Annotated in this window: 18 protein-coding genes and 1 tRNA gene; 10 read left to right on the top strand and 9 right to left on the bottom strand. The window is 66.7% G+C overall.

The window, feature by feature from the left end; translation table 11 throughout:
* Positions 1 to 314 precede the first annotated feature (314 nt).
* A complete protein-coding gene (locus D5S18_RS06595) occupies positions 315 to 980 on the top strand; it encodes an HAD family hydrolase (protein WP_120038918.1) in 666 nt (221 codons plus the stop codon).
* Here D5S18_RS06595 and D5S18_RS06590 read toward each other — a convergent pair.
* Complete coding sequence (locus D5S18_RS06590) at positions 937 to 2,118, bottom strand: helix-turn-helix domain-containing protein (protein ID WP_147403865.1); 1,182 nt, start codon at positions 2,116 to 2,118, stop codon at positions 937 to 939. The genes D5S18_RS06595 and D5S18_RS06590 overlap by 44 nt on opposite strands.
* A gap of 472 nt (positions 2,119 to 2,590) precedes the next feature.
* Here D5S18_RS06590 and D5S18_RS34765 point away from each other — a divergent pair, with 472 nt between their 5' ends.
* A complete protein-coding gene (locus D5S18_RS34765; RefSeq protein ID WP_158607809.1) occupies positions 2,591 to 2,752 on the top strand; it encodes a hypothetical protein in 162 nt (53 codons plus the stop codon).
* An 86-nt stretch (positions 2,753 to 2,838) separates the two neighbouring features.
* Here the strand turns inward: D5S18_RS34765 and D5S18_RS06585 are convergent.
* From D5S18_RS06585 to D5S18_RS06575, 3 genes are all read right to left on the bottom strand, one after another.
* Positions 2,839 to 2,912 (bottom strand) — tRNA-Pro (locus D5S18_RS06585).
* Positions 2,913 to 2,973: 61 nt separating this feature from the next.
* Positions 2,974 to 5,052 (bottom strand): DUF8017 domain-containing protein, encoded by a 2,079-nt coding sequence (locus tag D5S18_RS06580; RefSeq protein WP_120038916.1) that lies wholly within the window; start codon positions 5,050 to 5,052, stop codon positions 2,974 to 2,976.
* Positions 5,053 to 5,092: 40 nt separating this feature from the next.
* Positions 5,093 to 6,055 (bottom strand): metallophosphoesterase, encoded by a 963-nt coding sequence (locus D5S18_RS06575; RefSeq protein WP_120038915.1) that lies wholly within the window; start codon positions 6,053 to 6,055, stop codon positions 5,093 to 5,095.
* 219 nt (positions 6,056 to 6,274) lie between these two features.
* On the opposite strand from D5S18_RS06575, the gene D5S18_RS06570 reads away from it, so the two are divergent.
* Positions 6,275 to 6,739: a GatB/YqeY domain-containing protein gene (locus D5S18_RS06570; RefSeq protein WP_120039041.1), complete on the top strand. Its 465-nt coding sequence runs from the start codon at positions 6,275 to 6,277 to the stop codon at positions 6,737 to 6,739.
* A 61-nt stretch (positions 6,740 to 6,800) separates the two neighbouring features.
* Here D5S18_RS06570 and D5S18_RS06565 read toward each other — a convergent pair whose 3' ends face one another.
* Positions 6,801 to 9,158: a penicillin-binding protein gene (locus D5S18_RS06565; RefSeq protein ID WP_120038914.1), complete on the bottom strand. Its 2,358-nt coding sequence runs from the start codon at positions 9,156 to 9,158 to the stop codon at positions 6,801 to 6,803.
* Between the two features lie 368 nt (positions 9,159 to 9,526).
* On the opposite strand from D5S18_RS06565, the gene D5S18_RS06560 reads away from it, so the two are divergent.
* The gene (locus D5S18_RS06560) at positions 9,527 to 9,850 is read left to right on the top strand and encodes a WhiB family transcriptional regulator (RefSeq protein ID WP_014981178.1); all 324 of its coding nucleotides are present in this window, start codon (positions 9,527 to 9,529) and stop codon (positions 9,848 to 9,850) included.
* A 33-nt stretch (positions 9,851 to 9,883) separates the two neighbouring features.
* Here D5S18_RS06560 and bagB read toward each other — a convergent pair whose 3' ends face one another.
* The gene (gene bagB / locus D5S18_RS06555) at positions 9,884 to 11,095 is read right to left on the bottom strand and encodes an ATPase BagB (protein ID WP_239003584.1); all 1,212 of its coding nucleotides are present in this window, start codon (positions 11,093 to 11,095) and stop codon (positions 9,884 to 9,886) included.
* Positions 11,092 to 12,129: an ATPase BagA gene (gene bagA, locus D5S18_RS06550; protein WP_239003583.1), complete on the bottom strand. Its 1,038-nt coding sequence runs from the start codon at positions 12,127 to 12,129 to the stop codon at positions 11,092 to 11,094. The genes bagB and bagA overlap by 4 nt, the downstream gene beginning before the upstream one ends.
* Positions 12,130 to 12,251: 122 nt before the next feature.
* Between bagA and sp36 the strand changes: the two genes are divergently transcribed.
* The 3 genes from sp36 (at position 12,252) to D5S18_RS06535 (ending at position 13,957) form a co-directional block, all read left to right on the top strand.
* Positions 12,252 to 12,413 (top strand): Sp36 family protein, encoded by a 162-nt coding sequence (gene sp36 / locus D5S18_RS06545; RefSeq protein WP_120038912.1) that lies wholly within the window; start codon positions 12,252 to 12,254, stop codon positions 12,411 to 12,413.
* A gap of 12 nt (positions 12,414 to 12,425) precedes the next feature.
* The gene (locus D5S18_RS06540) at positions 12,426 to 12,884 is read left to right on the top strand and encodes a RidA family protein (protein ID WP_120038911.1); all 459 of its coding nucleotides are present in this window, start codon (positions 12,426 to 12,428) and stop codon (positions 12,882 to 12,884) included.
* 275 nt (positions 12,885 to 13,159) lie between these two features.
* The gene (locus tag D5S18_RS06535; RefSeq protein WP_120038910.1) at positions 13,160 to 13,957 is read left to right on the top strand and encodes an MBL fold metallo-hydrolase; all 798 of its coding nucleotides are present in this window, start codon (positions 13,160 to 13,162) and stop codon (positions 13,955 to 13,957) included.
* A 95-nt stretch (positions 13,958 to 14,052) separates the two neighbouring features.
* Here the strand turns inward: D5S18_RS06535 and D5S18_RS06530 are convergent, their stop codons facing one another.
* Complete coding sequence (locus D5S18_RS06530; RefSeq protein WP_011206875.1) at positions 14,053 to 14,727, bottom strand: Crp/Fnr family transcriptional regulator; 675 nt, start codon at positions 14,725 to 14,727, stop codon at positions 14,053 to 14,055.
* Between the two features lie 193 nt (positions 14,728 to 14,920).
* On the bottom strand, positions 14,921 to 15,157 hold the full coding sequence (locus D5S18_RS06525) for a hypothetical protein (RefSeq protein ID WP_120039039.1): 237 nt from the start codon (positions 15,155 to 15,157) through the stop codon (positions 14,921 to 14,923).
* A gap of 133 nt (positions 15,158 to 15,290) precedes the next feature.
* On the opposite strand from D5S18_RS06525, the gene nth reads away from it, so the two are divergent.
* The 3 genes from nth to D5S18_RS06510 are packed head-to-tail and all read left to right on the top strand — an operon-like array spanning position 15,291 to position 17,511.
* Positions 15,291 to 16,097, top strand: a complete 807-nt coding sequence (gene nth, locus D5S18_RS06520; protein WP_439651090.1) for an endonuclease III — start codon at positions 15,291 to 15,293, stop codon at positions 16,095 to 16,097.
* On the top strand, positions 16,094 to 16,744 hold the full coding sequence (locus D5S18_RS06515) for a TlpA disulfide reductase family protein (RefSeq protein ID WP_439651089.1): 651 nt from the start codon (positions 16,094 to 16,096) through the stop codon (positions 16,742 to 16,744). Before nth ends, D5S18_RS06515 begins: the two co-directional genes overlap by 4 nt.
* Before the next feature lie 47 nt (positions 16,745 to 16,791).
* On the top strand, positions 16,792 to 17,511 hold the full coding sequence (locus tag D5S18_RS06510; protein WP_120038909.1) for an NUDIX hydrolase: 720 nt from the start codon (positions 16,792 to 16,794) through the stop codon (positions 17,509 to 17,511).
* The last annotated feature ends 66 nt before the right edge of the window (positions 17,512 to 17,577 follow it).

Below are 17,577 nucleotides of genomic sequence, written 5' to 3'. Positions count from 1 at the left end.
CGGGCGTTGCATCACTACGACCGCATCAGCCTGGTGTGTCCGGCCTCGCGTGAAATCCGAGGGTTCAGCACGACGGCTGAGTACCAGCAGCGCGATGCGATGAACTAGAGGTGGTGGCGCGGAACAAACCCCCGCGCCATCACCTCAACCGCATTCAACTCGTCCCACGTGTTCGCCGCCAACGGCAGTCGGGCTTTCGATCACAGCGGCTGGACGTTCGAGAGCGGACGAGATCCGCTACGGGGCCGCCGTATCCCTAGACTTCAGTCGGGGGAAGCCGGTGCGGGCAAGGCGAGTGCTGAGGTGAAGGACTCTTGATCCGATCTGTGGTGTTTGATGTCGGCGAGACGTTGTTGGACGACTCACGCGAGTTTGGGGCCTGGGCGGATTGGATCGGGGTTCCAAGGCACACCTTCTCCGCCGTCCTGGGTGTGGTGACAGCGGAGGGGCGCAACAATGCGGAGACGTTCGAGTACTTCCAGCCCGGGTTCGATCTAGGTCATGAGCGACAGCTTCGAGAAGCCGCCGGATGCGGCGAGAGCATCCAGGACTCTGACCTCTATCCGGACGTTCGCCCCGCCCTTTCCGCGTTGCGCGAATGCGGTATTTGGGTCGGCATCGCCGGTAATCAGACGGCGCGGGCTGCGGAACTGCTTCGGGTACTCGACATCCCGTGTGACAGCATCGCCACGTCGGGCGAGTGGGGAGTGGCCAAGCCTGATCGTGCTTTCTTCGATCGAGTCGCGCAGTTCGCCCAGGGAACGCGGGACGAGATTCTGTATGTCGGCGATCACCGTGACAACGACGTGATCCCCGCCAGGGCCGCTGGACTGAAATGCGCACTCATTCGCCGAGGTCCCTGGGGATATCTGTGGGCTGATGAAGTTCGGAAGCAAAGGTATGCGGACTGGGTAGTCGATTCACTGGCTGACTTGGTCACACTGGTTGATCAGCGGCCAAGCGGGCAAGCATTTCCTTGACCTGAGGGTGGCTGTTCGTGTGCTCAGGTGCGACGAGTTGTGCCGACTTCAGAGCAGCGTGCGCATCGTCTCGGTGGTTGGCTTGCAGGTGGGCGCGCGCCATGTCGATGAAGTAGTGGGAGCGTCGTTCGGCAGGTATCGAACCTGTTGGCACCCAGTCCTGTGCTGCCGCGAGCGCCGACCCCGGATCGCCCAACTCGACTCCCAACGAGACCTGATGAATTCGGACCGACGATGGCCCGAAAGCCGTACCGAAATAGACGCCCTCGGGTACCAACCGGGCGACTCGTGCAGCCTCGTTGAGATGTGCGCGGGCGTCTGCGGCGAAGTATCCCCGTGCGGCGGCAACGCCTGCGCGCATGTGCAGAGACCCGTACGTTGCCGCGGCCGGAGTTGAACTCGCCGGATCGACCGCTTCGGCGGCGCGTTCGAGTAGTTTGCGCCCCGCAGTAAGCTCCCCGCTGACAAAGAAAGTCTCGGTACGCACGTATGCCGTTGCGGCAAGGACCAATTCATCCGACGCGCTCATCGCGGAGTCATGCATCATTCCAATGATGCGGGCCGACAGGTCGTAGTGGCCGTACTTGACAGCGATCGCGTCTGCTGCTCGATATCCCTGCACGAGAAGACGATCGATATCCGCGAGCTGGCTTCCAGAGCAAATTGATCTGGCGCGTAGCAGTTCCGAGAGTAGGTCCGGCAGCGCATAGGCAAGCCGGGTGTAGTTCGAATTGAGGCGGTCGGATACGACTGCGGTCACCGCGTCGCGCAACTGTTCGATCGCACGGACGGGGCCGTCATCGACCAGGTCATATGCATCGAGAACTCGACGCAGTTCCGGCAATCGGGACGCTACGACGGCGGCGGACCGATCTGTCACCGGAGCTGACACAGTCGAGTCGGCAGGTAGGGCGCGGCGGAATCGTTCACTTTGTTCGTCATCGAGGCGACGCAGCAGTGTGTCCATGGCCGCCGCGAATTGTCCTGCGAGAGTGATGGTCTCACCTCGGCCCTCCCATTTGCGTACGACCGCCTCGGAGTAGCCGATCAGGTCGGCGAACTCCGACTGAGTCCGCCGCAACGCTTGCGTGCGCAATGCACGTACCTCGACACCTGTCCACCTGATCACGATCATCACGATCTGCCATCCCGTGTTTCATAGGTTCGCGTATGCGCAGCGTAGGGGTTCCGTAGCGGTCGCGTCCCTCCAATGAAGCCAATGGTCACGCGATCCTGTAAGAGGCCCGCCGCCGAGTGGGTGTCCTTGGATCCAATGGGCACGCCATCTCTCGTGACGCCGTTGAGTCGGTGGCGCAAGCCCTCTCGGCGGCGGGTGCATTTCATCCACGACGCAGGAAATGGGGTGGCGTGAAATTGAGGCAGATTGGCCGAGTCGCCGATTTCGCAGTCCTGGGAGTTCTGGCTCCCGGTGGACTCTTATCGGTGGCTCAGTTGCAGCGGCAGGCTGGGCTGACCGGGTGGTCGGCGCGGGCTGCGGTCGCACGGCTGGCGGCGCGGGGGTTGGTGGTCGATCTACGCGGGCGCGGGCGGTGGCAGATCACCGTGCGCGGCCGTGGGGAATGGGCTATGAAAGGGAGGCGGTTCACCGCATGACCGGCTGGCATCTCGGACTCTATGTCGCCATCGCGATACCGGCCACCGTCCTTCTGATCGCTGTGTTCTCGCCGCCCCGTATCCCGAAGAACAAGTCGGTCAAGGGAATTCGAGAACGGATCGAGGCCGAGCGCAGGCGGCGTTCGGGGTCGGCGTAGGGCGGCTCGGGCCGGTGTCGGACAACAAAGAACGGCCCCGGCCTGGAAGACCAGGCTGGAGCCGTTTCGTGTCTCGACCACACGAGTCGGGGTGACAGGATTTGAACCTGCGACCTCTTCGTCCCGAACGAAGCGCGCTACCAAGCTGCGCCACACCCCGTGAAGCGAACCTGTAGAAGCTTACAACAGGGTGGGGGCAGACGTTAAACCGGCTGGTTGGGCTAGGTTTTGTGGGGGCGGATGGTGGAGAAGATGCGCTTGGCGGTATCGGCGTCGAGGGCGTTGGGGACGCCGGTGTCGGCGGCGATCACCATGACGAAATTGCCGTCGTCCTCATCGCTGGGCATGGCGAAGGTGTAGATCGAGTAGTTGGTGGCGCAGCCCGGTTTGGCCTGACTGAGCGTGCCCTGCGTCTCGACGAAGGTGCCGTGCTGCAAACCGTCCAGCGAGGCCAGCGGCTGCGGTGTACCCGCCTTGCCGCCGCTGGCGTCGGCATAGGCGGCTTTGGCGGTCCGATTGCCCAAATCGGTGGCCACCCGGATGCTGTCCTTGTCATCGGACCCGGTGAGCAGGGCGATGGTGCGGGTCGAACCGGGGCAGTAATCCTTGCCCTCGGTCGCGTAACCCTTGCCGACGATGCCGTTCGGCGGGCCACCCAGATTGCCACGATCACCGACGGTCCAGTTGGTCGGCACGTCGTAGGTCGCCCCCACGTCGGGGGCGTCGACCACCTGGAATCCGGCCACCACCGGCCCGGTCCCGGTGGTGGGGGCGGGTGCGGGTTTGGGGTTGGCGCTGCGCGGTGGCGCGCCCGGACTGGTGGTCAACGCGCTGACCAGGGAGGGGAGCGCGCCATTCGACGGCTCGGCAGGCGCGCGACCCGATCCGGAATTCGCGGCCAACGCGATCCCCAGGACGATGGCGATGACCAGCAGGATCCCGATCCCGATCCCGAGGATCTTCTTGCCCTGCGGCGTCAACTGCTGTCCGCCGAACTGGGCTCCGCCGGGCGCGCGCCCGCCGGGCTGCCACGAAGCCCCCGGTGTTGGTTGTCCCCAATTGCCCTGTACGGCACCTGGACTCGCCTGCCAGGGCGATGCGGCAGCGGGAATCTGCTGCGGTGCGACGGGATTCGGTGGCGGCTGCGGGGACACCTGCTGTCCCACCGGCGCCTGCGCGGTGAGCCCCGGTCCGATCGCCTGAGGCGGGAGGGGGCCGAGTGCCGAGGATCCGAGCTGCGCCGTCGGAGCCTGCGCCGGTCGGTCCGAAGGCTCGACAGGCTGTTGAGTCATCGCAGGCTGCTGTGCCGCCGGACCGGCGGCATGCTGCCCGACAAAAGGCTGCTGGGGCGGCGTCTGAATCCCTGTCGGCGCCGCAGGCACCTCGACGGCCCGCACAGCTCCTTCCGCCCCGAGGCGATCTTCGGCCGCGACGGGCATCTGATGCCCCGTGAGAATCGACTTCTGATCGCCGCTGTGCCGCCCCTCGAGCGCATGCCGAGACTCCGAACCCTGCCGCGTCGTTTCGCCCTGCTGCGACGAAGGCAGCGACTGCCACGGCGTCTTACCCGTGGCCCGCCCGGATTCTCCGGCGGGGGAGCGCATTCCGATCGGACGGGTGAGCTGATCGTTCGGGGCGGGAGTCTCCTGCGCGACGGCCTCCGGCGATCCGATCGCGGAGGTCTGCTTCGACTTCGAATTGCCTTGTCCGGCAGTGGAAGACGGCCGACTCCGCTCAACTCCCACGGTGGGCGTGGAATCGCCTGCCCCGAGATCGAAGACCCGATCGGGCGAATCCGATGCGGGCGCGGATTTCGTCGGCACGGGCGCGCTTTCGATCGAGAAGGCCATTTCCCGATCGGATGATGTTGTCTCCGAGTCAGTTTCGACAACCTCGGGGACTTCCGGGGTTTCGGACCCCTCGGAAGCGTCGAGATGCGGCCGAAACCGCCCCGGCGGCCGCCCGAAGGGCGACCACTGTTTGGCCGCTGCCCTGGACAACGCCGCCGCCCCCGCCCCCGATTTCGGCAGCGAGAAGGGATCGCTCCCGCCGGTCAGTTCGGCTCCGGGCCGCCGCGGCGGCACCGGCGAGCGGCGCGGCGCGTCGACCCGGACGGTGACCGATTCGGTGCCGGAATCATCCTGTCCGACACCGGATTCGGATTGCTGTTCAATTGCCGACTCAGCGCCGGAGGCCGGATCGTCGGATCCGGTCGGTACGGCCGCGGTAGGTTGCCGCGGATTTGGGGACGGCGCACCGGTCTGTCCGAGAACGGTCGGCTCGTCGAAACCACTACTCACTGTTGTAAACCCCTGCCTGACACACGGTTCGGCAGGCACCCTAGCGGGCGATCGCCTCCGATGCAGACACACCCTGTCCGCTGTCGGCGGCAGGGCGCTTGGGCGGCGCGGCGACCAGGGTGAGCAGCGTGGCCTCCGGGCGGCAGCAGAACCGGTACGGCGCCCACGGGGAGGTGCCGATACCCGCGGAGACATGCAGTTGGGTATGCGCGCCCCAGCGCGAAGGCCCCTTGACACGGGACCGGTCGATACCGCAGTTGGTGACGAGCGCGCCGTAGCCGGGCAGCACCAGTTGACCGCCGTGGGTGTGCCCGGCGAGAACCAGGTCGTAGCCGTCGGCGGCGAAGCGGTCGAGCACTCTGGGCTCGGGCGAATGGGTCAGGCCGATCCGCAACTGTGCCAGCGGATTCGGCAGGCCCGCGATGGTGTCGTACCGGTCGCGGCGCAGGTGCGGATCGTCGACGCCCGCGGTGGCGATGCGGATGCCCGCCACCTCGAGTTCGCGGCGCACATGGGTCAGGTCGAGCCAGCCGCGTTCGGCGAACGCGGCGCGCAGATCCTTCCACGGCAGCGGCGCGCCGTAGACGCGGCGGTGATCACGCTTGAAGTATTTGAGCGGATTCTTGGGGACCGGCGCGAAGTAGTCATTGCTCCCGAAAACAAAAAGCCCAGGGCGGGAAAGCAATCCGCCGAGGGCCTGGACCACTGCGGGCACCGACCGCTGATGGGACAGATTGTCCCCGGTGTTGACGACCAGATCCGGTTCGAGCCGATCCAGCTCGCGCAACCACTGCTGTTTGAGCTGCTGCCCGGGCATCATGTGCAGATCGCTCAGGTGCAGTACCCGTAGGCTCGACGACCCCGGCGGCAGCACCGGCATGGTGGTCTCCCGCAGCACGAAGGCATTGCGTTCGATCAGTGCGGCGTAACCGATTCCGGCCGCTGCGGCCCCGGCGGCACCCAACGCGGTTGTTCGTACAGCGGCGGTCGAGAGAACGGGCATTTGCCCAGCATAGGTGACCTTGGACCGGAATGCTGAGTGGGTTTACGCACAGACCACTTGACGGAGGTCGCGTTTTCGCATTACAAGCCGCCCGCAGGGTCGCCGAGGTTGCGGACGCGACGGTGAATCGGACTGTTTTCGCACGCCAGACGGTGAAAAGGGCCGCGCGCCCGGCAAATGTGGTGGGTCGTGGTCGGCGCAGCGGCTACGGTGTGGCACATGCCGGAACTCAAATCCCAGCTGCGGGCGGATATGACCGCCGCGATGAAGGCCAAGGACACCCTGCGACTGTCCACCCTGCGGATGATGCTCGCCGCCATCCAGACCGCCGAGGTCGCCGGACCCGCGGCGCGCGAGCTCTCCGACGCCGAGGTCGTTGTGGTCCTGCAGAAGGAGGCCAAGAAGCGCAGCGAGGCGGCCGAGGTCTTCACCCAGGCCGGGCGCGGTGAGTTGGCGGCCAATGAGCACGCCGAGGCGCGCATCATCGACGAATACCTGCCCACCCAACTGACCGAGGCGGAGGTGGCCGATCTGGCCGATACCGCCATCGCCCAGGTGGCCGAGCAGTTGGGCGAGCGGCCGGGTATGCGGCAGATGGGCCAGGTCATGAAGGTCGCCACCGGGCTGGCCCAGGGCAAGGCCGACGGTTCGCGCATCTCCGCCGCCGTGAAGGCGCGCCTCTAGCTCTAGTTCGAGCGAAATAACACCGCCCGCCCGAATTGCTCGGGCGGGCGGTGTTATTCATTCAGCGGATCGGGGGAAATCCGGGTATCTGGAATCCGGGCAGCAGCGGTGGTGGCGGTGGTGGCGCGCCCGGTGGCGGGGGCGGCGGTGCGTCGTGTTTGGTGCCGTCGCTGATGTAGACGGTGATCACCGAGCCGGGAATGGCCGAACCATTGGGCGCGGTGCCCATCACCCGGCCCTTGGGCTGCGATCCCGCGCCGGTCACGGGGGAGACCTGGAAGCCCGAGTTGACCAGCGCGGCGGTGGCCTCGCCCTGCGTCATGCCGGTGACATCGGGCACCTGCGCGTTATTGGATCCGCGCACGTACTTCTCGTCCATGGGTGGCAGTGCGGGCGGCGGGAATTGTGGCGCCACCGATTTGATCGCGCCGAGCCAGGTGCGTGCGGGCTCATTACCGCCGAACAGATCGCCGCCGCCGCAGTTGCGCAGCGGGAAGGAGCAGATCTCGCCCGGTGTGCGGCTGTCGCCGTAGATGTAGGCGGCGCCTGCCAGCGAGTTGGTGAAGCCGAGGAAGGCCGAGGAGCGGTGCGATTCGGTGGTGCCGGTCTTCGCCGAGACCGGCATATTCCAGCCGGTGGCCCCCGCCGAACCCGCGGCGGTGCCGCTGAGCGTGTCGTGGCTGAGCGCGTTGGCCAGCGTATTGGCCAGGCCCGGATCCACCACCTGCTCGCACGCCTGCTGGGTCAGCGGGACGGGTTTACCGCTGCGGTCCAGCACCTCTTTGATCGGCGACGGCGGGCACCACCGGCCGCCGGAGGCGAGGGTGGCGGACACATTCGACAATTCCAGCGGGTTGATGGCGACAGGGCCGAGGGTGAACGAGCCGAGGTTCTGCTCCTTGATCATGTCGGCCAGGCTCTGGTTGCCGTGGCCTGAGGAACCGGCCTCGGTGTAGGAGCGCATACCCAGTCGCACCGCCATATCGACTGTTGGCGCGACGCCGACGGCCTGAATCAGCTTGACGAAGGCGGTATTCGGCGAGGTGGCCAATGCCTCGGTCACCGACATCGGGGATTTGTAGTTGCCCGCGTTGGTGACGCAGTAGGTCGCGGGCGGACAGCCGCGCGCACCGCCGTCGCCCATGCCCTTGGCCTCGAAGCGACCCGGTACATCGAGTTGGGCGTTGACGCCCAAACCCTTCTCCATGGCGGCGGCCGTGGTGAAGATCTTGAAGATGGAGCCCGCGCCGTCGCCGACCATCGAATACGGCTGCGGCTGCACGGTTTCGTTGGCGTCGCGGTTGAGTCCGTAGGTGCGACTGCTGGCCATGGCGACCACCGCGTGCGAATCCTGTCCGGGCGCGACGATCGACATGACCTCGGCGATATTGTCCAGATTCGGGTTGGCGGCATCGGTGACCGAGCGCTTCACCGCGGCCTGCACCGCCGGATCGAGCGTGGTGCGGATCAGGTAGCCGCCCCGGTCGATCTGTTCGCGGCTGATCCCCGCGTTGGCCAGGTATTGCAGGGCGTAGTCGCAGAAGAAGCCGCGGTCCTCGGCGGCGATACAGCCGTGCTGGAGCCCCTTCGGCTCCGGCAGCACCCCGAGCGGATCGGTCTTGGCCTTGCGGAACTCCTCGGCCCGGCTGGGGATGTTCTGGATCATGGTGTCCAGCACCGTGTTCCGTCGGATGGTGACACCCTCGGGATTGGTGTAGGGGTTCAGCTTGGAGGAGCTCTGCACCATACCGGCGAGCATGGCCGCCTGGGTGATGTTCAGGTTGGCGGCGTCGACGCCGAAGTAGGTCTGTGACGCGTCCTGGATGCCGTAGGAGGAATTGCCGAACGGCACCAGATTCAGGTATCTGGTGAGGATTTCGTCTTTGGAGAGCTCGCGGTCCAGCGTGAGCGCCATGCGGATCTCGCGGATCTTGCGGGCCGGGGTGGTCTCGATGGCGGCGCGGCGTTCGGCGTCGGTCTTGGCCACGACGAGCAGTTGGTAGTTTTTGACGTACTGCTGGTCCAGGGTGGACGCGCCCTGCTGCACCTCGCCGCTGGCGGAGTTGGTCAGGAAGGCGCGCAGGGTGCCCTGCCAGTCGACGCCCGCGTGCTCGGTGAAGCGGCGGTCCTCGATCGAAATGATCGCCAACTTCATGTCATTGGAGATCTTGTCGCTGGGCACCTCGAACCGGCGCTGCTCGTAGAGCCAGGCGATCGGCGTGCCCGCGGCGTCGACCATGGTGGACACGGCGGGGACGGTGCCCTCGACCAGCTCGGCGGAGACATTGTCGACGGCATCGGCCGCGCGGTTGGATACGAACCCGAAACCACCCGCCAACGGGAACAACAGACCGGCGACGAGCACGGCTGCCAGCGCACAGCTGCCTGCCAGCTTCGCGAGCGTATGTGTGATCGGCACGTCGTCCAGCCTAAAGGGTGCTGCGGGCGCGCTCTCCGGTGCGTTTGGTGCTTGTGGAGAACTGGCGGTTCGCGTTTCGAATGGGCGTGTCGCGCAACCACGTTTGGCGTGTCGCGTGGCGGTCGTTCGGTGTGTCGGCCGGACCGCCCAGTTCGCCCGTGATTTTGGAGGGACGGTCGTACCAATAAATACGGGGACGGTCTTGCGCGAGCGCCATACCTTTACCTAGATTGAGAACCCAGTGTGATAGAGCTAACACTCAAAGTGGAATGTGGTGCAGTTCGCAGCGGGGAATGGGTTGCTGCGACACGGTACGGGATTCTGGAGCGCCGATGACCCGGTGTTCGGACTGCAAAGGGGCACACCAAATGCACATGACAACCCCCATCGCTCGATTGGACGTGGAGCAGGCCGAAGCAAGGATCGCCTGGGTAGCCCAGGCGCGATGCAAGGAAGTGGATCCCGATCAACTGTTCGTGCGCGGCGCGGCGCAGCGCAAGGCGGCCACCATCTGCAGGCACTGCCCGGTGCTGATGCAGTGCGGCGCCGACGCGCTCGACAACCGGGTCGAGTTCGGCGTCTGGGGTGGGATGACGGAGCGGCAGCGGCGGGCGCTGCTCAAGCAGCATCCCGAGGTCACGTCCTGGGCCGATTTCTTCCAGGCTCAGCGTCAGCATCAGGTGGCGATGTAAACATCGCATGGAACTGAGCCCGCGGTCGCGGGCTCAGTTCCGTTTGGGGGCCGATTGATCCCCCGTGGCCCCGTGGGCGAACTGATCGCCCGCAGCCCCTGTGGTGATCCGATCGCCTTCGGCCGCAGGGGCCAGTTGATCGCCCACCACCCGCAGCGCGGCCAGATCGGAGACCTCGAACGGCAGCGCGGTGACCGCCACCATCGGCACCCGCGGATGCGCGCCCGTGAACCGGTGCAGCAGGTGCTGTTCGCGCCGATCGGTGCTCGCGCGGTGGGCGTGGATGCGCAGCACCGCCGCGGCGAGCGGATTGGTCTCGGCGAGTTGGTCGGCCGCGGTGAGCGCGTTCTCGGCAGGCAGCGCGCTAAGCGTCGGATGGGTGCGGTTGAGGACGAGTCCGGCCAGTGGCATGCGCTCGCTCGCCAGCCGATCGACGAAGAATGACGCCTCACGTAGCGCGTCCGGTTCCGGCGCGGCGACCACCAGGAAGTGCGTGCCCGGTTTGGACAGCATGGCGTAGGTGCGGTCGGCGCGGTCCTGGAATCCGCCGAACAGCGATTCCACCGATTGCAGGAAATTCGACGCGTCCTTGAGCATTTGGCCGCCGACGATGGTGGAGACCCCGCGCACCGCCAGGCTCATGGCACCGGTGAGGATGCGGGTCACACCGCGTCCGGGCGCCATGATGACGCGGATCATCTTGCCGTTCAAGAAGTTCCCGAGCCGCTTGGGGGCGTCGAGGAAGTCGAGGGCATTGCGCGATGGCGGGGTGTCCACCACGATGAGATCCCATTCGCGGCGCGCGGCCAACTGCCCGAGCTTCTCCATCGCCATGTATTCCTGCGTCCCGCCGAAGGAGGAGGCCACGGTCTGATAGAAGGGGTTGGCGAAGATCTGCTCGGCCTTATCGCCGCTGGTGTGCTCGAGCACCATATCGTCGAAGGTGCGGCGCATATTCAGCATCATCGCGAACAGTTCGCCCTTGGCTTCTGGGCCGAGTTCCACCCGCTGCGGGGTGTTGTCCAGATCCGCCACACCCAGTGACTGGGCCAGTCGGCGGGCCGGGTCGATGGTGAGCACCACGACTTTTCGGCCCTGTTCGGCGGCGCGCAGGGCGATGGCCGCCGCGGTGGTCGTCTTGCCGACACCGCCGGAGCCGCAGCAGACGATCACCCGCGCGGCGCGGTCGGCGAGGATCGCCGAAATATCCAGCGGGGCCGCGGTGATCGGGATCGGCGCGCTCAACGTACCCCCTGGTTGCTCAGGTGTTCGGCCAGTTCGTAGAGTCCGCCGAGGTCCATGCCGTCGGGTAGGGCGGGCAGGTACAGCCGCGCGACATCCACGGCGGTCAGTTCGGCGGCGCTCTCGTCCTGGGCGCGCATGGTGGCCGAATGTTCCGCGGTCTCGGTGAGCAGACCCTGGAAGTCGCTGTCGGGCAATGTGATTCCCGCTTCGGTCAAACCTGATCGCACCGTGTCGGCGTCGATATCGCCCACGGCGGCGCGGTCGCGCACCGCGACGGGTAGTTGACCCTCGGAGGCCCGGTTCACGATGACGGTGCCGATGCGCAGATCCGCCGCGGTCAATTCGGCGACGGCGTCGGCGGTCTCCTGCACCGGCAGCGCCTCGAGCAGGGTGACCAGGTGGATCATCGTCTTGTCCGAATGCAGCAGCGTCGAAACGCCTTCGGCCTGTGCGGCGATCGGCCCGCTCTTGGCGATCTCGGCCATGGCCTGGGTGACGTCGAGGAAGCTCGCGATGCGCCCGGTGGGCGGGGCGTCCACCACGATCTCGTCGTAGACGAGCGCACCCGCCTTGTCGACGCGGACCGCGCACTCCTTGATCTTGCCGGTCAGGATGACATCGCGCAGACCGGGTGCGATGGTGGTGACGAATTCGATGGCCCCGACCCGGCGCATGGCCCGCCCGGCGAAGCCGAGGTTGTAGAACATGTCGAGGTATTCGAGGAAGGCGTGTTCGATATCGAGGGCCAGCGCCACCACCTCGCCGCCGCCGTCGGCGGTGGCGATTCTGGTCTCGGTGGGCGGTAGGGGCGGCAGGTCGAACATTTGGGCAATCGACTGCCTGCTCTCCACCTCCACCAGCAGCACCCGGCGCCCACCCGCGGCCAGCGCCAACGCCAGCGCGGCGGCGACGGTGGACTTGCCCGTGCCGCCCTTGCCCGAAACATAGTGCAGGCGGGCTTTTTCCGCGCGCGGCGGCCATCCGGCGGCCGGGTGCCGCGCGTCCGCGCCGGGCGCTGCTGTTGGTACTCCCACGTGCGCGAGCCTATAACTCGATATCCGATCGCGTCCGAGGGATCGGGGTTGTCGCATGTCGTGTGTATCAGACAGTCCCGTCGCGCGGCGGGTCCGCGAACGCGCCAACTACGCTCAGCGCCATGAGTGATGTGACCCAGTGGGAGTACGCGACCGTTCCGCTGCTGACGCATGCGACCAAGCAGATTCTGGATCAGTGGGGCGCCGACGGTTGGGAGCTGGTGACCGTGCTGCCCGGTCCGACCGGTGAACAGCTTGTCGCCTACCTCAAGCGCGCGAAGTAGGAGAGGGATCCGATGACCGACTGGAAAAGCAATCTCGAGCGTCTCGGGCTCACCCTGCCCAAGGTGGCCGTGCCTGTCGCGGCCTATGTGCCCGCCGTGCGTTCGGGTTCGTTCGTCTACACCTCCGGTCAACTGCCGTTCGTCGACGGCGAGCTGATCGCGGTGGGCAAGGCGGGGGCCGAGGTCTCGGTGGAACAGGCCAAGGCGGCCGCCCGCATCTGCGCGCTCAACGCGCTGGCCGCCGTGCACGAGGCGGTCGGACTCGACGCGGTGGTGCGCATTGTGAAGGTGGTCGGATTCGTGGCCTCCGCACCCGGCTTCACCGATCAGCCGATCGTGATCAATGGCGCGTCGGAACTGCTGGGCGAGGTGTTCGGCGAATTCGGCGCGCACGCCCGCTCGGCGGTCGGCGTGGCCGAACTGCCGCGCAACACCCCGGTCGAGGTGGAGCTGATCGCCGAGGTGGGCTAGTCCGCCTCTGCGCGTATTCAGCGCGCGGCCGGGAGCCGTCGGTGTTTTGTACGCGTGGCGGCGGTTGGGTGCGGCACCGATTTTGGGCGTTCCCGGTGAGTTACCCGAATCTTGCGAAATCAGTTGTCACTTTGGGTAACTGGTTGACCAGGGACTTGAATCGGGGTGTGCTTTCACATGAGGTGGGAGCCGGCCGGCGGGTGCCGTACGAAAGGTTGTCTGCCGGCCGGATTCGGCCGAAGGTGCAAGAACAGGTTTTGACGGAGGTATGGCGCATGGCACTCGAGCATCCCGCCTACGGCCAACTGCGGCAGGTGACGCCGACGGCAGCGGTGTTGTTGGCGAACAATCCCAACCAGATGACCCTGGACGGCACCAACACCTGGATCCTGCGCGCGCCGGGGCGCACCGACTGTGTGGTCATCGATCCGGGGCCGGAGGATGCCGAGCACAGCGCCGATATCGTCCGCGCCACCGGCGGGGAGATCGCGCTCACCCTGATCACCCATCGACACCACGACCACACCGGCGGCATCGACGATCTGGTCGCGCGGACCGACACACGGGTCCGTGCGAAGACCGCTGAGTTCCTACGGGGTGGCACTCGAACACTGTCCGACGGCGAGGTCATCGAGGCGGCGGGTCTGCGCATCATCGCGTTGGACACCCCCGGCCACACCGCCGATTCGGTGAGCTTCCTGCTCGATGACGCGGTCGTCACCGGCGATACGGTCCTGGGTGCGGGCACCACCGTGCTCGACGCTAGCGACGGCGCCCTCGCCGACTACCTCGCATCGCTGGATCGGTTGCTCGCGGTCGGGGCGGGTCGGGCGCTGCTGCCCGCGCACGGCCCGGATCATCCGGATCTGGAACCGGTGGTGCGGTACTACATCAAGCACCGCCACGAACGCCTCCAGCAGGTGCGGGCGGCGCTGGCGAGCCTCGGCCCGGACGCCGCGGCGATGGATGTGGTGCGCACGGTTTACGCCGATGTCGATCCGAGCCTGTGGCCCGCCGCGCTCAGCTCGGTGACCGCGCAACTGGAGTATCTGCGCCAGGAGATCTCGGACTGAAAACACGAAAACCCGCCGGATCGAGGTCATCCTCGATCCGGCGAGGTTGTTCGTGCACCACTGCGTCGGCCGATGCCGCGTCGGCCCCGAGTGGACTACCGCGCGCGCCGAGCCAATCGCTCGGAGTCGGAGATCAGCACGCTCTTGCCCTCGAGCCGCAGCCAGCCACGATGCGCGAAATCGGCCAGGGCCTTGTTCACGGTCTCGCGGGAGGCGCCCACCAGCTGGGCGATCTCCTCCTGGGTGAGGTCGTGGGTGACGCGCAGCGCGCCCGCCTCCTGCGTGCCGAAGCGCTGAGCCAACTGCAGCAGCGCCTTGGCGACCCGGCCGGGAACGTCGGTGAAGATCAGGTCGGCCAGGTTGTTGTTGGTGCGGCGCAGCCGGCGGGCCAGTACGCGCAGCAGTTGCTCGGCGATCTCCGGACGCTGGTCGATCCAGGATTTGAGGGCGTCGCGGTCCATGGTCACGGCGCGCACCTCGGTGACGGTCGTGGCGGTGGAGGTGCGCGGACCCGGATCGAAGATCGACAGTTCGCCGAACATATCCGACGGACCCATGATGGTCAGCAGGTTTTCCCGACCATCGGGTGAGCGCCTGCCGATCTTTACCTTGCCCGACGTGATGATGTACAGCCGATCGCCGGGCTCACCTTCATTGAAGATGACATGCCCGCGCGGAAAATCCACGGGCTGTAGCTGTTTGGCTAGAGCGGCCACCGCGGTGGGCTCTACGCCTTGGAAGATGCCAGCTCTGGCGAGGGCCTCGTCCACGAATGTGCTCCTTATGGGGATATGGCTCTGTCCTGGACCGAAGCGTTCGGCCGACAGTGCAGTCTACGCGGCATGGTGATCGCATAGTGACAGACACCACGTAAAGAGTGGATTGCGTGGCGCAGCGCTTAACCGTACCGCAGCATCCGAAGGCGGCGTTCGCGGGTCCCGCGCGGAGCCCGTTATCCGAGAATTAGCTCGCTCGAGCTACGTCCAAATCTTCACTGCGGGGCCTGCCCCCCTTGCGGCGGCGCATCTTGGCCACTGCTGCGGGCAGTCCGAGCTTCGTCAGCTCCTTCACCTCGGCGTTACTTGCCTTGTCCAGGTACTGCTGAACCTCTTCATCGGGTTCGAGAAGTTTGCGGAGCCGATTCTCGACCCGCTCCATGCCCAGTGCGAACAGCATCAACACCACTGGGAACAGCACCACAGCGAGTCCTTGCATGGGGAGCAGTAAACACGGTTCAGGTCTCAGATGGAACACGGGAGTGGAACTGAGCGGGCAACGTCGATAACCGGTTCCGTATGGTGGACCGGTGCGTGTCTCCCCTTCCTCAGACGCCGTGAACGGGTCTTCATCCCCCACCGAGGCGGTCGACGCGCAGCCGTCCGCACCCGCACCGCGCCGCGGCAAATCCCGCGCCCGACAGGCCGAAACACCACTGGGCCTCACCCGCCGCGCCCGCCGGATGTACCGCACCCTCACCGTCGAATTCCCGGACGCGCATTGCGAGTTGGATTTCACCAATCCGCTCGAATTGGCGGTCGCGACAATACTTTCCGCGCAATGCACCGATGAGCGAGTGAACCTCACCACGCCCGCACTGTTCGCCCGCTATCGCGATGCGCGTGCCTACGCCGCGGCCAACCGCGCCGAACTGGAGGAATACATCCGGCCGACCGGATTCTTCCGCAACAAGACCACCTCGCTCATCGGTCTCGGACAGTCGCTGCTGGAGCGCCACAACGGTGAATTGCCTCACACCCTGGACGAATTGGTGAAATTGCCGGGCATCGGCCGCAAGACCGCCAACGTCATCCTCGGCAATGCCTTCGGCGTGCCCGGCATCACGGTCGACACCCATTTCGGGCGGCTGGTGCGCCGCTGGGGCTGGACCGCCGAGGAGGATCCGGTCAAGGTCGAACACATCGTCGGCGCGCTGATCGAACGCAAGGAATGGACGATGCTGTCGCACCGCGTGATCTTCCACGGTCGCCGCGTGTGCCATGCCCGCAAACCCGCCTGCGGCGCCTGCCTGCTGGCCGCCGACTGCCCGTCCTTCGGCACGGGTCCGATCGAATTCGAGGCCGCCGCCAAACTGGTCAAGGGACCCGAGGCGCCGCACCTGTTGGAACTGGTGCGTCGGTGACCCGGATCCCGGCGGTGTGGCGGTGGGCGCTGCTGGTCGCGGTGGCTCTCGTCGCGCTGGCGGTGGCCCTCTGGCCGCGCGGGGGTTCCCGTGACGCCGCCCGTCCGGCCGGAACGGTTGAATCCGCCGGCGCCGCAACGTCTTCGGATCGGGCTGCGGCCGGTTTGCCGCAGTGTCCGCGGCCCGCGCCCGATGCGGTTGGGCGCGGCCCACTGGCCGGGCTGACGCTCGATTGCCTCGCCGATGGATCCCCGGTCGACCTGGCCGCCGCGCTGGCGGGCAAACCGGCGGTGCTGAACCTCTGGGCCTACTGGTGCGGTCCGTGCCGCAAGGAACTGCCCGACCTGTCGGCGTATGCTGCCCGCGCGGGCACGGCGGTGACGGTGCTGACCGTGCACGCCGATCCCGCCCCGACCAAGGGACTGGGACTGCTCGCCGCGCTGCGTCAGGACGGCGGGAGTGTGCGGATTCCGGGTGTCGAGGACGCGGACGGCAAGGTGCGCGCCGCCGTCGGCGCACCGAACGTGCTGCCGGTCACCGTGTTGTTGCGGGCCGACGGATCCATCGCCAAAACCGTGGTGCGTCCTTTCGCGGGCGTCGAGGACATCGTGGCCACCGTCGCGGCCGAACTCGGGGTCGCGGCATGATGGCTGCGGGCAGGTCCGACAGCGGACCCGCGGGCGGAGGTAGTGGCATGACGATCCCGGTCTCTCGAGATATTCCGCAGTGGCTGCGCGCCGCCGTCGCGCCCGGCGCCGCCGATCCCGACGATTCGCTGACCATGGCCCGAGCGTTGCGCCGGGTCATGATGGTCAACGGCGCGCCTCGCCAGGCCGCCGTGCTGGTGCTGTTCGGCGGTGCGGCGCAGGCCGATCCGACCGCCCCCGGCGGACTGCCCGCCGATGCCACCGTCCTGCTCACCCAGCGCGCCGCCTCACTGCGCCAGCATCGCGGTCAGGTCGCATTTCCCGGCGGCGCGGTCGATCCCGAGGACAACGGCCCGATCGACACCGCCCTGCGCGAGGCCAACGAGGAGACCGGCCTGGATCGCACGGGCGTCGAACCGCTCGCCGTATTGCCCAAACTGTTCGTGCCGCCGTCGCACTTCGATGTCACGCCGGTCATCGCCTACTGGCGCACACCGAGTCGGGTGTGGGTGGTGGATCGCAAGGAAACCGAGCGGGTGACCCCGATTCCGGTGGCCGACCTGCTCGATCCGGCCAATCGCTTCGTAGTGCGCGGCAGCACCGGCTATCGGAGTCCGGCCTTTCAAGTGGACGGCATGCTGGTCTGGGGACTGACCGGCGGTATTCTCGCTCAAACTTTCAAAAGCGCAGGCTGGGAACGGGATTGGGATCGCACCGATGTGCGCGATCTCGAATCCGCCCTCGCCGCAGTGGGGATGGTGCCGTGAGTCAGCCTGACCGCAGGCCGGGTATCGCGTACAGGACAGTGGTTCGGCTCGGTTGGGAGGTGGTGC

It is taken from the genome of Nocardia panacis (assembly GCF_003598715.1).
Lineage (GTDB): Bacteria > Actinomycetota > Actinomycetes > Mycobacteriales > Mycobacteriaceae > Nocardia > Nocardia panacis.
Note: the sequence above shows the minus strand (reverse complement) of the source record. Positions and strands in the feature narration are given on the sequence as shown.

Bases quoted from the DNA above. Each gene is read 5' to 3' on its own strand.
- D5S18_RS06540 (WP_120038911.1), top strand. From the start codon at position 12,426: ATGACCGACTGGAAAAGCAATCTCGAGCGTCTCGGGCTCACCCTGCCC.
- D5S18_RS06575 (WP_120038915.1), bottom strand. From the start codon at position 6,055: ATGCCCGTTCTCTCGACCGCCGCTGTACGAACAACCGCGTTGGGTGCC.
- D5S18_RS06560 (WP_014981178.1), top strand. From the start codon at position 9,527: ATGCACATGACAACCCCCATCGCTCGATTGGACGTGGAGCAGGCCGAA.
- D5S18_RS06535 (WP_120038910.1), top strand. From the start codon at position 13,160: ATGGCACTCGAGCATCCCGCCTACGGCCAACTGCGGCAGGTGACGCCG.
- D5S18_RS06510 (WP_120038909.1), top strand. From the start codon at position 16,792: ATGACGATCCCGGTCTCTCGAGATATTCCGCAGTGGCTGCGCGCCGCC.
- D5S18_RS06570 (WP_120039041.1), top strand. From the start codon at position 6,275: ATGCCGGAACTCAAATCCCAGCTGCGGGCGGATATGACCGCCGCGATG.
- sp36 (WP_120038912.1), top strand. From the start codon at position 12,252: ATGAGTGATGTGACCCAGTGGGAGTACGCGACCGTTCCGCTGCTGACG.
- D5S18_RS34765 (WP_158607809.1), top strand. From the start codon at position 2,591: ATGACCGGCTGGCATCTCGGACTCTATGTCGCCATCGCGATACCGGCC.